9 protein-coding genes are annotated in these 13,284 nt (G+C 69.3%); 5 read left to right on the top strand and 4 right to left on the bottom strand.

Translation table 11 applies throughout. The features are described from left to right. Nucleotides 1–197 precede the first annotated feature (197 nt). Nucleotides 198–2,192, top strand: coding sequence for a peptidyl-prolyl cis-trans isomerase (locus GLA29479_RS20185; RefSeq protein ID WP_057917454.1), 1,995 nt, complete (start codon nt 198–200; stop codon nt 2,190–2,192). A gap of 135 nt (nt 2,193–2,327) precedes the next feature. Here the strand turns inward: GLA29479_RS20185 and GLA29479_RS20180 are convergent, their stop codons facing one another. Then, nucleotides 2,328–3,890, bottom strand: coding sequence for an alkaline phosphatase PhoX (locus GLA29479_RS20180; protein WP_057972643.1), 1,563 nt, complete (start codon nt 3,888–3,890; stop codon nt 2,328–2,330). A gap of 127 nt (nt 3,891–4,017) precedes the next feature. On the opposite strand from GLA29479_RS20180, the gene rlmH reads away from it, so the two are divergent. Then, nucleotides 4,018–4,488, top strand: coding sequence for a 23S rRNA (pseudouridine(1915)-N(3))-methyltransferase RlmH (gene rlmH / locus GLA29479_RS20175; protein WP_057917456.1), 471 nt, complete (start codon nt 4,018–4,020; stop codon nt 4,486–4,488). A gap of 141 nt (nt 4,489–4,629) precedes the next feature. On the opposite strand, the gene GLA29479_RS20170 is transcribed toward rlmH, so the two are convergent. From GLA29479_RS20170 to GLA29479_RS20160, 3 genes are all read right to left on the bottom strand, one after another. Continuing rightward, on the bottom strand, nt 4,630–5,298 hold the full coding sequence (locus tag GLA29479_RS20170; protein ID WP_082638839.1) for an energy transducer TonB: 669 nt from the start codon (nt 5,296–5,298) through the stop codon (nt 4,630–4,632). 412 nt (nt 5,299–5,710) lie between these two features. Beyond that, nucleotides 5,711–5,899 (bottom strand): hypothetical protein, encoded by a 189-nt coding sequence (locus GLA29479_RS20165; RefSeq protein ID WP_057917458.1) that lies wholly within the window; start codon nt 5,897–5,899, stop codon nt 5,711–5,713. Between the two features lie 2 nt (nt 5,900–5,901). After that, nucleotides 5,902–6,672, bottom strand: a complete 771-nt coding sequence (locus GLA29479_RS20160; protein WP_057917459.1) for an SIMPL domain-containing protein — start codon at nt 6,670–6,672, stop codon at nt 5,902–5,904. A 124-nt stretch (nt 6,673–6,796) separates the two neighbouring features. On the opposite strand from GLA29479_RS20160, the gene GLA29479_RS20155 reads away from it, so the two are divergent. From GLA29479_RS20155 to GLA29479_RS20145, 3 genes are all read left to right on the top strand, one after another. Then, complete coding sequence (locus tag GLA29479_RS20155) at nt 6,797–7,366, top strand: Maf family protein (RefSeq protein ID WP_057917460.1); 570 nt, start codon at nt 6,797–6,799, stop codon at nt 7,364–7,366. An 80-nt stretch (nt 7,367–7,446) separates the two neighbouring features. Next, nucleotides 7,447–8,934, top strand: coding sequence for a ribonuclease G (gene rng, locus GLA29479_RS20150; protein ID WP_031372517.1), 1,488 nt, complete (start codon nt 7,447–7,449; stop codon nt 8,932–8,934). 114 nt (nt 8,935–9,048) lie between these two features. Beyond that, entirely contained in the window at nt 9,049–13,008 is a 3,960-nt protein-coding gene (locus tag GLA29479_RS20145) for a YhdP family protein (RefSeq protein ID WP_057972642.1), read from the top strand. Nucleotides 13,009–13,284 lie beyond the last annotated feature (276 nt).

Genomic DNA, 13,284 nt, shown 5'->3' with positions numbered 1-13,284 from the left:
GGCTTGCAGCAAGGCCTGCTCGCAGCGGGGCTGGTCGCGCAGCCCGCCGTTCTCGCGCCGCAGCATCCGGCCCGACCCGTCCGCAGCCCGCCCGGTCCGCCCCGGCCGGCGCCCGGAATGGGACCGTCGTCGCCCCATCCGCCTGGGGACCGGAACCGCGCTAAACTGTCCGGCTTACGACTGAACGCGACTCGGACATGCTGCAGACACTTCGCGACAAGACCTCGGGCTGGATCGCCACCGTGATCCTCGGCTTGCTGATCATTCCCTTCGCCTTCGTCGGCATCGAGCAATACCTCGTGCAGCGCGTCGACAGCTCGGTCGCGCGGATCGACATGGCCCCGTCGTGGTGGCGTTCGGCGCCGTCGTGGTGGCCGGCCTCGATGCTGTGGAAGCACGAGTCGATCGACGCGCAGGAATTCAATACGCGCTTCCAGCAAGAACGCGATCGCCGCCGCGCCGCCGAAGGCGAAGCCTTCGATGCGCGCGAATTCGAGAAGCCCGAAAGCAAGCGCGCGATACTGGAAACGCTGATCGACGAGCGCGTGCGCAAGCTCGCCGCCGAAGTCGACGGCCTGGCGGTCAGCGATGCGCTGGTCATCAAGACCATCCAGTCGGTCCCGGAATTCCAGGACAGCACCGGCAAGTTCAACCAGGAGCGCTACGTGCTCGGCCTGCAGATGCGCCAGCCGGCGCAGACGCCGACCGAGTTCGAGCAGTTCGTGCGCGCCCGCCTCATGGAAACCCTGCTGACCGGCGGTATCGGCCAGAGCAACTTCCTCACCCACGCCGAAACCGACCGCCTGATCAAGCTCATGGGCGAACGCCGCGACGTCAGCCTGGTGATGCTGCCGCCGCCGACCCCGGACACCGCCGAGGTCAGCGCCGCCGACATCCAGAAGTGGTACGACGGCCACGCCAAGGATTTCCGCGCGCCCGAGAGCGTCAACCTCGAATACGTCGAGATCAACGGCGCGACCCTGCCGCCGCCGCCGGCGCCGACCGAGAAGGCGCTGCAGGACCGTTACGAGGCCGAGAAGAACCGCTTCATCGCCCAGGAACAGCGCCTGATCTCGCACATCCAGGTCAACGTCGCCTCCGGCGCCGATGCCGCGGCGCAGAAGGCCGCCGAGCAGAAGGCCGCGCAGTTCGCGACCCAGGCCAAGGCCGCCGGCGCCGATTTCGCCGCGATCGCCCGCGCCAACAGCGACGACCTCGGCTCCAAGGCCGCCGGCGGCGAGCTGGGCTGGGTCAGCAAGGGCGACATCCCGGGCGCGTTCGAAGACGCCGCGTTCAAGCTCAAGGTCGGCGAGATCAGTGCGCCGGTGAAAGACGACAGCGGCTGGCACGTGATCGTGGTGCGCGAGGTCAAGAGCGGCGAGCAACAGCCGTTCGCGCTGGTCCGCGACGCGCTGCTGCGCGAAGAGACCGAAACCAGTCGCGAGCGCAACTTCAACGACTTTTCGGCCAAGCTGGTCGATCTGGTCTATAAGAACCCGACCTCGCTCGACGGTCCGGCCAAGGCGATGAACCTGCCGGTGCAGAAGGTCGGCCCGGTCACCCGCGATGCCGCCGGCAACGGCCAGGGCATCGGCGCCCACCCGGCGGTGATCCGCGCCGCATTCTCGGACGCGCGCCTGCAGGACAACACGGTCAGCGATCCGATCGACATCGGCCAGGAGCACAGCGTGCTGATCCGCGTCGTTTCGCATACGCCGGAACGCGCGCTGCCGCTGGCCCAGGTCCGCGACAAGGTGATCGCCGCGGTGCGCACCGATCGCGGCATCAAGGCCGCGCAGAAGGAAGCCGATGCGCTGGTCGCGCGCATCAACGGCGGTGAAGCGATCGCCGCGGTGGCCGCCTCCAAGCAGCTGACGGCGCCGGAAACGATCCCGGACGTCGCCCGCGGCATGCCGCTGCCGACCCCGGAAGTCAGCGAAGCGATCTTCGCTCTCAAGGCCCCGGCCGAAGGCAAGGTCGCCGCCGGCAAGTCCGCGCTCGCCGACGGCCGCGTGGTCCTGTTCGCGGTCAACAAGGTCAAGCCGGGCAGCAAGTCGGAAATCCCGGCGGCCCAGCTCGACATGCTGCGTACGCAGATCTCGCAGATGGGCGGTTACGAAGAAAGCCGCGAACTGACCACGGCGCTGCGCAAGCGCGTGCAGATCAAGGTGATCGAAGAAAACCTGCGCTGATCCCTGGCGCTGCGCAAACTCGAAGGCCCGGCATTGCCGGGCCTTCTTTTTTGCATGTCCGGCAAGGGCCGGTTCGATCCGGTTCGATCGCGACGCCGTTGCGCCGGCGTCGCGATGCGCGCGAACGGATCGCGATTACAGGGGGCCGCGTTCCCAGGGACCGGTGATCGCGAAGGTGATGCCCGGCGACTGCATGTTGACGAACAACGTGCGCGCGGCCGGGTCCCAGCAGGCGCCGCAGAATTCGCTGTCGCGGTAATCGCCTTCGGCGACGTGCTTGCCGGCGTTGGCGATCTGGGTCGAGGTCAGCTCGGCGTTGTTCTTGCACAGATAGAACGATTCGCCGCCGCGGGTCAGGCCGACCAGGCGCGTGCCCGGGCCGTACTCGTCGGGGCTGCCGGCCGGCGCCGCATCCGGGTCTTCGCACAGCACCACGCCGCCGCGCGCGTTGACGGTGATGTTGTCGGGATTGTGCGCGGCGAGCTGGTGGCTGCTGACGAACAGCGCGCGCATGCGCTGGGTGAACAGGTCCAGCACCCACACCGCGCCGTTGCCGCGGCCTTTGCGGCCCTGGGCGTCGGTGCCGTTGCTGGTGTCGACGATGAACAACTTGCCGTAGCTGTACCAGATGCCTTCGCCGCGGCTCATGCGCAGGCCGCCTTCGCTCCAGGCCTGGGCGAACGGGCCGCTGAGCGTGTCGCCGGCGCCGATGTCGGGGAAGCCGCTCGGTGCGGCGATCGAGTCCAGGTCCGGATCCGGGATGTCGACCCATTCGAGCTGGTATTCGGCGCCGATGGCGACCGCGGTGAGGTCGGCGTTGGGCTTGCCGCGCACGCGCGCGGCCTGCAGGCGGCCGCCGTGTTCGAGCGAGCCGTGGCAGCCGGCGCGGCGGTTCGGAATGAAGCGATAGAAGCCGGACTTGTTGCGGTCGTCTTCGGTCAGATAGACGATGCCGGTGCGCGGATCGATCGCCACCGCCTCGTGGCTGAAGCGGCCCATCTCGACGATCGGGCGGCCGCTGGTGCGTTCGCTGCGCGGGTCGACCTCGAACACGTAGCCGTGTTTGTGGCCGGTGCTGGAGACCGCGTTGCTCTTGATCTCCTCGCAGCTCAGCCAGGTGCCCCACGGGGTCGGACCGCCGGCGCAATTGACCAGGGTGCCGCCGAGGCTCGGTTCGACGCCGCGCCATTCGTCGCCGTGGCGGCCTTCGCCGGAGCGATAGCGCAGGGTGGTGGTGCCGCCGCCGGGCTGGCCGCCGCTGACGGTGCCGGTGTCGTACATGCCGGGCGCGCGGATCGGGCTGGAGCCGGCGCCGCGTTCGTGGTTGCGGATCAGGATCAATTCGCTGCGGCCGTGGCCGCGGCCGTGCGGATGCTGCGCGCCGCGATGCGTGGCGACCACGGCCATGCCGTCGTGACGGTCCGGGCAGACCTGGCCATCGTCCATGCGATCGCCGCTCCAGGCGAACGAGCGATAGCTGAAGCCGCGCGGCAATTGCAGCAAGGGCAGGCCGGTGCTGAGGTCGGCGACCGGCGCCAGCGCGCCGTAACGGCTCGGGACGGGGGAAAGCCGGGTCGGATCGGTCGCAGCGGCGGCCTGGCGCGTGTACAACGCGCTCAGGCTGCCCATCGCGCCGATCGCCATGGCGGCGGCGCTGCTCTTGATGACCTGGCGGCGGGAGGGATCGAAAGCATCCATCGTAGAAACTCCTGCGGGGCTGGGGTGGGGCGGGGGAACCCTGCACGCTAGCCCGGTGCGGTAACCGGAATATGACAACGCCGCGTCGAGGCCGGCGGGGCCGCGCGCGCTTGGCTACCATGCGCGCATGAAAAGCAGACTGATCGCCGTCGGCGAGCGAGCGCCGCGCTGGGTCGCGGAAGGATTCGGCGAGTACCAGAAACGTCTATCGCATTGGTTGCCGCTGGAGCTGGTCGAGATCGAACCGGGCCTGCGCGGCAAAGGCCGCGACGCCGTGCGTGCGACCCAGGACGAAGGCGCGCGGGTGATCGCCGCGCTGCCGAAGAACGCCTGCGTGGTGGCGCTGGAAGGGCGCGGACGCCTGTGGACTTCCGAGCAACTGGCGCAGCGACTGGAGCAGTGGCGCGGCCAGGGACGCGACCTGGCGTTCCTGATCGGCGGCCCGGAAGGGCATGCGCCCGAGGTGCTGGCGCGGGCCGACGAGCAATGGTCGCTGGGGCCGTTGACCCTGCCGCATATGCTGGTGCGGCTGGTCGCCGCCGAGCAGTTGTATCGGGCCGCCGCGTTGCTGGCGAACCATCCGTATCACCGGGCCTAGGCCCGGCGATGGGAATAGGGAATAGGGAATCGGAAAGCAGCGGCTACTGCCTGCTTTTACGATTCCCCATTCCCCATTCCCGCAACGACAAGAACCCGGGCAACGCCCGGGTTTTTGCTGTTGCGCGCGCTCCAGCGAGCGCTACTGATCCAGCTTGAACTCGATCGGCACGCGGCCGCGCGCCTGCACCGGTTGGCCGTTGCTCATCGCCGGCTGGAAGGTCCAGCGGTTAAGCACGACCTTGCGCGCGGCCTGGTCGAGCAGGCGATGGCCGCTACTGCGCACGATGCTGACGTCGATCGGCTTGCCGTCGATGCCGACCAGGATCTCCAACTCGACGACCCCGGTCAGGCCTTCGCGCACTGCCTGCGGCGGATAGCTCGGCGGCGGGTTCTTCAGGCTCTGCAGGGTCGCGCCGGTGATGATCGGCGGGCCCAGGTCGACTGCTGGCGTGGCCTTGGCAACAGTCTCGGCGCCGGCGAAATCGATCGGTTGCGGGTTGGGGTTGTCCACCACGACCGGCGGGGCTTCGACCGGTTGGACCTGTTGCTTGATGACGGGTTGCTGGCGCGGCTTCTCGACGACCTTGACCAGTTCCGGCTTCGGCGGTTTCGGTTGGATGAGTACTTCTTTCTTCGGGACGAACTGCGGGAAGATCGGCTCTTCTTCGGACACCAGCAAACGCGGCGCGCTCAGCGGGACCAGCATCAACATCAGCATCGCCGCATTGAAGGCGATGGCGCCGGCGTTGGCAGCGATGCGGGTGCCGTCCAATGGCGTGTGGGAGTGAGAGGGAATCGCGCGAACCATGAGCTACCTCCTTGGCTTGTCTGACATCACTGACAACGTTCGGATACCGCCGGTGGGGTTGAGCAAGAACAGTGGTGCCGCGTCACAAAAATGCGCCGGCCGATTTGCGGATGCAAGCGCTTCTCGTTTGCGACTTTGGTCGGTGGGCGGCGTGCTCGACGGCCACCGGCGACGCCCGCAGGCGAGGGCGGCGCTTGAAAAATCGCCGGGTTTTTTCGCGTCGGCGCCTCGTTCGCAACGCAGGCGCGCGACGCGCCCGCGAACGATGGATGCTGAATGGATGGCAACGTCGTCGTGGCGGGCATGCGCTTGGCCACTTGCCGGCCTGCATTCGCCGGTGCCGTAGCGCCCAAGAAACAGGAAGGCCCGCTTGCGCGGGCCTTCCTGGTGTCTACGGCTCTATGAGCAAGGCTCACCGATCGGTCGGGTCCGGGCCGCTCTCGGGTTCGCGTTCCAGCCCGCCCTCGTCCGGGTTCGGCGGCTTGCGCGGGTGCGGCTGGCGCGCGTCGTCGGGGTCGCGCGGCTGCGGTTCCGGGTAGCCGGGGGTGCGGCCCGGCTTCGGATCCGGCGCCGGCGGCGTGGTCTTGGCGGGGCCGGCCATGCTTACTTGCCCAGCTCGAAGACGACGTCGAGGGTCATCGACAAGGCGTTCTCGCCCGGCGCGATCGGGGTGTCGGCCGATGCCTTCTCCATCCGGCCCATGGCCATCATCGGCATCGGCATCGGCGGTCCGAAGCGCGCGCCCTCGCTGACGCTGACGATGCGGCGGACCTTCATGCCCAGGGTCTTGGCATACATCTCGGCGCGGGCCTGGGCCTTCTCGATGGCGCTGCGGCGGGCTTCGTCGTAGGCGACGTCCTTTTCCTTGTCGTCGATGTCGAAGCTGGGGCCGTTGATCTGGTTGGCGCCGGTGGCGACCAGGGCGTCGAGGATCTTGCCGAGCTTGGACAGGTCGCGCACGACGATGTTGACGTTGTTGTTGGCCTGGTAGCCGGTGATGGTGGGCGGCTGGTTCTCGGCGTAGCGGTACTGCGGGTTGAGGTTGATGCCGCCGGTCTGGACGTCGCGGTCGGCGATGCCGGCGGCCTTGATCGCGGCCACGACTTTGCTCATCTGCTCGGCGTTGGCGCGCATCGCGGCATTGGCGTCGGCGGCCTGGGTGACCACGCCGGTCGACAAGGTGGCGATGTTCGGCGTGCGGCGCGCCTCGGCCTGGGCCGACACCGACAGCAGGGTGCCGTCGCTGGCGACGTAGGCGGGAGCGGTCTGGGCTTGGGCGGTCATGGCGGTGGCGGCTCCGAAGGCGAGGAAAGCGGCGAGCGCCAGCGGGCGCAACGAAAGGCGGGCGAAAGACTGTGGCGACGACCGGGTCATGTGGTGCTCCTTGAAGGACGAGGGGTAGGGTCTTGCTGAACTGGTGAACGAACCGTGATTCGTTACGGGGTTTGCGCGGCTCGTCGTCGGCTGGCGCTCAGTCAGCGCGGGTTATGCTTTCCGTATGCTCTATCTTGCCTCCAAGTCGCCGCGGCGACGCGAATTGCTGACCCGCCTCGGCCTGGAATTCGGCGTACTCGATCTCGACGTGCCCGAACACCGCCAGCCCAACGAACCGGCGCTGGAGTACGTCCGCCGCGTCGCCCGCGAGAAGGCCGGTGCCGGCCTGTTGCAGGTGCTGGGCAATCCGACCGCGCTGGTGCTGGGGTCCGACACCGAGGTCGTGCTCGACGACGAGGTGTTCGGCAAACCGCGCGACGCCGACGATGCAGCGGCCATGTTGCGCAAGCTGTCGGGGCGCACCCACCAGGTGATTTCGGCGGTGTCGCTGGTCTCGCGCTCGCGCGAGGCGCAGGCGCTGTCGGTCTCGCAGGTCAGCTTCGCCGAGCTCGACGAGGCCACGATCGCGCGTTATGTCGCCAGCGGCGAGCCCGAGGGCAAGGCCGGCGCCTACGCGATCCAGGGCGGCGCCGAGGTCTTCGTACGGCATCTGGCCGGCAGTTATTCGGGGGTGATGGGGTTGCCGCTGCACGAGACGTCGCGGCTGCTGCGGGAGTTCGGCGTCGGCGGCTAGGCCGCCGCGCTTACGTTCGACCGCGCTGCATCGCGTTCTTTCCATCCGACGTTCGCCTGACTTGGGACCCACCCTGCCTCATGACTGAAGAAATCCTGGTCAACGTCACTCCGCGCGAAACCCGCGTCGCCGTCGTCGAGAACGGCATGTTGCAGGAGCTGCACATCGAGCGCGGCTGGCGCCGCGGCGTGGTCGGCAACATCTACAAGGGCAAGGTCCAGCGCGTGATGCCGGGGATGCAGGCGGCGTTCGTCGAGATCGGCCTGGAGCGCGCGGCGTTCCTGCACGCGGCCGACATCGTCAAGCACAACCCGGTCGGCGAAGGCGAGGGCGACGAAGCGCCGCTGCCGCCGACGCCGACCCGGCCGATCGCCGAGTTGCTGCGCGAAGGCCAGGAAATCATCGTCCAGGTGGTCAAGGACCCGATCGGCAGCAAGGGCGCGCGGCTGACCACCCAGCTGAGCATTCCCTCGCGTTATCTGGTGCTGCTGCCGCGCACCCGCGTGGTCGGGGTGTCGGCGCGGATCGAGGACGAGGGCGAGCGCGCGCGGCTGAAGTCGCTGGTCACCACCCTGGCCCCGGCCGGCGACAACCACGGCTACATCGTGCGCACCAATGCCGAGAGCCAGCCCGAGGAAGCCCTGGCCGAGGACATCGGCTATCTGAGCCGGGCCTGGGCCCTGATCGCGGAAAAATCGCAGAGCTCGAAAGTCGGCGAACGCGTCTACGAAGATCTGAGCCTGCCGCTGCGCGCGGTGCGCGACCTGATCCGCCGCGACGTCGAGAAGGTCAAGGTCGACTCGCGCGAGACCTGCGAGCGCCTGCGCAGCTTCGCCGCGCAGTACATGCCGGGGCTGGCCGAGAAGATCGAGCACTACACCGGCGCGCGGCCGATCTTCGACCTGTACGGGGTCGAGGACGAGATCCAGCGCGCGCTCGACAAGGAAGTGCCGCTGAAGTCCGGCGGCTACCTGGTCATCGACCAGACCGAGGCGATGACCACGATCGACGTCAACACCGGCTCGTTCCTGGGTCAACGCAATCTCGAGGAGACCGTTTACCGGACCAACCTCGAGGCGGCGCAGTCGGTCGCCCGGCAACTGCGGCTGCGCAACCTGGGCGGCATCATCATCATCGACTTCATCGACATGACCGACCTGGAGCATCGCCGCCAGGTGCTGCGCCAGTTGGAAAAGGCGCTGACCCGCGATCACGCCAAGACCACGGTCTACGAATTCTCGCCGCTGGGCCTGGTGGAGATGACCCGCAAGCGCACCACCGAGAGCCTGGAGCGCCAGCTCAGCGAGGCCTGCCACGAATGCGGCGGGCGCGGCACCTTGAAGACGCCGGAGACGGTGACCTACGAGATCTTCCGCGAGATCGTCCGCCAGGTGCGCCAGTTCGATGCGGCGCGTTTGCTGGTGATCGCCTCGCCGAAAGTGGTCGCGCGGATCACCGACGAAGAATCCGCGGCGGTGGCCGAGTTGGAGGAATTCCTCGGCAAGTCGATCCGCTTCCAGGCCGAAGACCAGTACGCGCAGGAGCAGTTCGATGTGGTGCTGCTCTGAAGCCGGGAATCGGGAATCGGGATTCGGGATTCGTAACAGCGAAGCCCGGCTTTTGATTTTCCGATTCCCGAATCCCGATTCCCGATTCCCGGCGGGACGCGGAGCGGCCCGCTGATGCCCACCCCGCTGCGCCGCCGTTTGCGCATGGCCCGCCGTGGCGCCTTCTATGGCGTCGCGATCGTGCTCGTGCTCGTGGCGGTGTTGCTGGGTGCGGCGAGCCAGGTCTTGCCCTTGGCCGAAAGCCATCCGGACCGCGTCGCGGCCTGGTTGAGCCAGCGCGCGGGGCGGCCGGTCGCGTTCGACAAGGTCGAAACGCAATGGACGCGGCGCGGCCCCTTGCTGCGCCTGGATGGTTTGCGCATCGGCGAAGGCAGCCAGGCTTTCACCATCGGCGATGCCGAAATGCTGGTCTCGGTGTATGCCGGGTTGTTGCCGGGGCAGTCGTTCTCGGAACTGCGCCTCAAGGGGCTCGACCTGACTCTGGAGCGCAGCGACGACGGCCGTTGGAAGGTGCGCGGTCTGCCCGGCCAACAGACCCGTCAGCGCGATCCGCTGTCGGCGCTCGAAGGCCTGGGCGAACTGCAGGTCATCGATGGCCGGCTCGCGGTGATCGCGCCCTCGCTCGGCATCGATGCGCAGGTGCCGAAGATCGACCTGCGCCTGCGCGTCGACGGCAAACGCGTCCGCGCCGGCGTGCGTGCCTGGCCTACGGTCGGCGTGGCCGGTGCGCCGTCGACGCCGCTCGACGCGGTGGTGGATTTCGATCGCGAGCGCGGGGACGGCCGCGCCTATGCCGGCGCCACCCGCGCCGACCTGACCGGCTGGTCGCCCTTGCTCAAGCTCGCCGGCATCCGGGTCGAGTCGGGCCAGGGCCGGGCCGAGGCCTGGGCCGAACTGCGCGACCATCGCGTCGCTTCGGTGACGGTGTCGGCCGCGCTCGACCGCGTCGGTCTGCGCGCCGAGCGTGCACAGCCGGCGACGAACGCGGCTGCGGCCGCGGCACGCGTCGATTTCGAACACGTCGAGACCTTGTCGCATTGGCGCTTGACCGATCACGGTTGGCGTTTCGATGCCTCCAAGCTGCGCATCGGCAGTGGCGAGCAGGTGCAGACGCTCGACGGCCTCGCCGTCGCCGGCGGCGAGCATTACGCGCTGCGCGCCGAACGCATCGATGCCGGGCCGTTGATCGCGGTGGCCGCGCTCAGCGATGCCTTGCCCGAACGCTTGCGCAACTGGTTCGAAACCGCCAAGCCGCGGGCCTCGCTGCGGAATATCGCGCTCAACGGCCGCCGCAACGGCCCGATGTTCGCCAGTGCGAGAATCGAAGCGCTCGGCTTCGACGCGGTCGGCGATGCGCCGGGACTGCAGGGCCTAGCCGGCCGTTTCGAGGGCGATGCCGATGGCTTCACCCTCGACCTCGACGAAAACTCGCCGATGCGCTTCGACTGGCCGCGCGGTTTCGGCGTGCCGCATACGGTCAAGCTACAGGGCCGCGTCGGCGGCTGGCGCGAAGGCGCGGGCTGGCGCGTCGGCACCACCGCATTGCGCGTGCGCGGCGACGACTTCGGCGTCAGCGCGCGCGGCGGCCTGTGGTGGCAGGGCGACGGCACGCGGCCGTGGATCGATATCGCCGCCGACATCGACCCGACCCAGGTCCCGGTGGCCAAAGGTTTCTGGATCCGCAACCGCATGTCGGCCAAGTTGGTGAATTGGCTCGACACCGCCCTGGTCGGCGGGCGCTTGAACAATGCGCGCGCGGTGATCTCCGGCGATCTCGACGATTGGCCGTTCAATCGCAATAACGGCCTGTTCGAAGCCAGCGCCCGTCTCGACGATGCGGTGGTGAAGTTCCAGCCGGAGTGGCCGGCGGTCGAAGGTCTGGACGCCGAGGTGCGTTTCGTCGCCGATGGCTTCAGCGTCGAAGGCAGCGGTCGCATCGCCGGTGTCGGCGTGCGCAAGGTCGGCGCCGGTATCGATCACTACAAGGACGGCCACCTGCGCGTGCAGGCCGAAGCCGCGGCGGATGCGGCGCAGTTGCAGGCCCTGCTCAAGCAGAGCCCGCTGCGCAAGGACCACGCCGACACGCTCGACAATCTGCGCGCCAGCGGCCCGGCGCGGGTCGGGTTCGAGATGCAGATGCCCTTGCAGCCCAACAGCATCACCCGCATCGCCGGCACGGTCGACCTGGACAACGCCAAGCTCGCCGATCCGCGCTGGAAGATCGCCTTCGAACAAGTGCGCGGCCATGCCGAATACGGCCGCGGCGGTTTCCGCGCCGAGGATCTGGCGGTGATGCACGAAGGCGCGCCGGGCAAGCTGTCCCTGCGCGCCGGCGACGAGTTCGTGCGCGATCGCGGCAACGTGTTCGAGGCCGGCCTCGATGTGGTGTCCGGCGCCGACGAGTTGATCGGGCGCGGTCCGGACGAGTTGGCCTGGTTGAAGTCCTATCTCGACGGGCGTTCGCTGTGGACGGTGGGGATCTCGATTCCGAAGACCGCTCATGTCGCCGGCACGACGCCGAGGCCCGGCGTTTCCGCGCCGACGCCGACCCTGTTGCGCCTGCAGTCGAATTTGGTCGGCACCGCGCTGACTTTGCCGCCGCCGCTCGACAAGGCCGGCGCGGCGAGCCTGCCGGCGACCATCGAGACCCCATTGCCGCTCGGCAGCGGCGATGTGCGCGTCGGCCTGGGCAATGTCCTGGCCTTGCGTGCGCGCAGCGTCGCCGGCAAGACCGGCGTGCGCGTGGTGCTCGGCGCGAACCGGGTCGACGAAGCGCCGCCGGCCAGCGGCCTGATCGCCACCGGCCGCGCTGCGACGCTCGAGGCGATCGACTGGATCGCGATCGCGCACGGCGGCGGCAGCGGCGAAGGTCTGCCGCTGCAGCGCATCGACGTCACCGCGCAACATCTGCAATTGCTCGGCGGCAGCTTCCCGAACACCCGCGTGATCGTCGCGCCGGCGCCGCGCGGCGCGACCGCGGTGCGCGCCGAGGGCGCGGCGCTCGAAGGCGCGCTGCTGATCCCGGGCGGCGAGGGCGGCACTATCGCCGGGCGTTTCGCCCGTGTGCACTGGCGTGCGCCGACCGCGTCGCCGTCGACGGCCGCGCCCGCGAGTGCAGCCGCAGCCAACGCGACCGCGGTGGCCGGCAGCGCGCCGGCAAGCGCGGCCGCGAACGCGAACACGGCGCTCGGCGGCGCCAACGCCATCGATCCGGCGAAGATCCCCGCGCTCGCGCTCGACATCACCGAACTGCGGGTCGGCGATGCCGCGCTCGGCAAGGCGATGATACGCACGCGTCCGACGCCGGCCGGCCTGCGCATCGAACAACTGAGCACGCGGGCCGACAAGCAGTCGATCGACATCAGCGGCGACTGGACCGGCCGCGGCGCGGCGGCGCGCACCCATTTGAACGTCGCCCTCGACAGCGGCGACGTCGGCGCGCTGCTCGGCGGTTTCGGTTTCGCCGGCCAGATCGGCGGCGGCAAGGCCAAGGCCAAGCTCGATGCGGGTTGGCCGGGCAGCCCGGCCGCGTTCGCGCTCGCTTCGCTCGAAGGCAGCCTGAGCCTGGAGGCGCGCAACGGCCGCCTGATCGAGGTCGAGCCCGGCGCCGGCCGCGTGCTCGGCCTGCTCAGCATCGCCCAGTTACCGCGTCGCCTGACCCTCGACTTCCGCGACCTGTTCTCGAAAGGCTTCGCCTTCGACCGCATCGACGGCACCGTGCGCTTCGGCAACGGCACCGCGCGCAGCGACAATCTGGTGATCGACGGTCCCGCCGCGGCGATCGCGATCCGCGGTGCGGCCGATTTGCGCGCGCAGCGCTACGACCAGACCATCGAAGTGCGGCCCAAGGCGGCCAATCTGCTGACCGCGGTCGGCGCGCTCGCGGCCGGTCCGGTCGGTGCGGCGATCGGCGCGGCGGCGAATGCGGTGCTGCAGAAGCCGCTCGGCAGCCTGGCCTCGAAGACCTATCGGGTCACCGGGCCGTGGAAAGAGCCGAAGGTCGAGGTGGTGACGCGCGAACAGACGCGCTTGGCGCCGGCGGTCGCGCCGCCAGTCGCGCCGCCGCCGGGCTGAACGGCGATTCACCCCGCGTACCAGGCTCCGCTTCGGTTCGGCAGCGGCCCGGGGCGCCAGAACGGGCGATCGCGGGCGAATCGGTTCGGCCGAAACCCGCCGGGCCCCGGTCGCAGCCGCTTGCGGCGGTTGATTGCGCCGGCCGGCGCCACCATTTCGGTTTCGACAGCGGGGTTGCGACACGGTTTCCCGCGCCGCACCCGTCCACACTCGTCCGGGTGGCCGCGGACCGCGCCAAACCGCCGCCGCGCCGCCTAAGATGCCCCTTCCACGTCC

The organism is Lysobacter antibioticus (genome assembly GCF_001442535.1).
GTDB classification, from domain to species: Bacteria; Pseudomonadota; Gammaproteobacteria; order Xanthomonadales; family Xanthomonadaceae; genus Lysobacter; species Lysobacter antibioticus.
The sequence above is the reverse complement of the archived record's forward strand: the minus strand, read 5'-3'. Positions and strand labels throughout refer to the sequence as shown.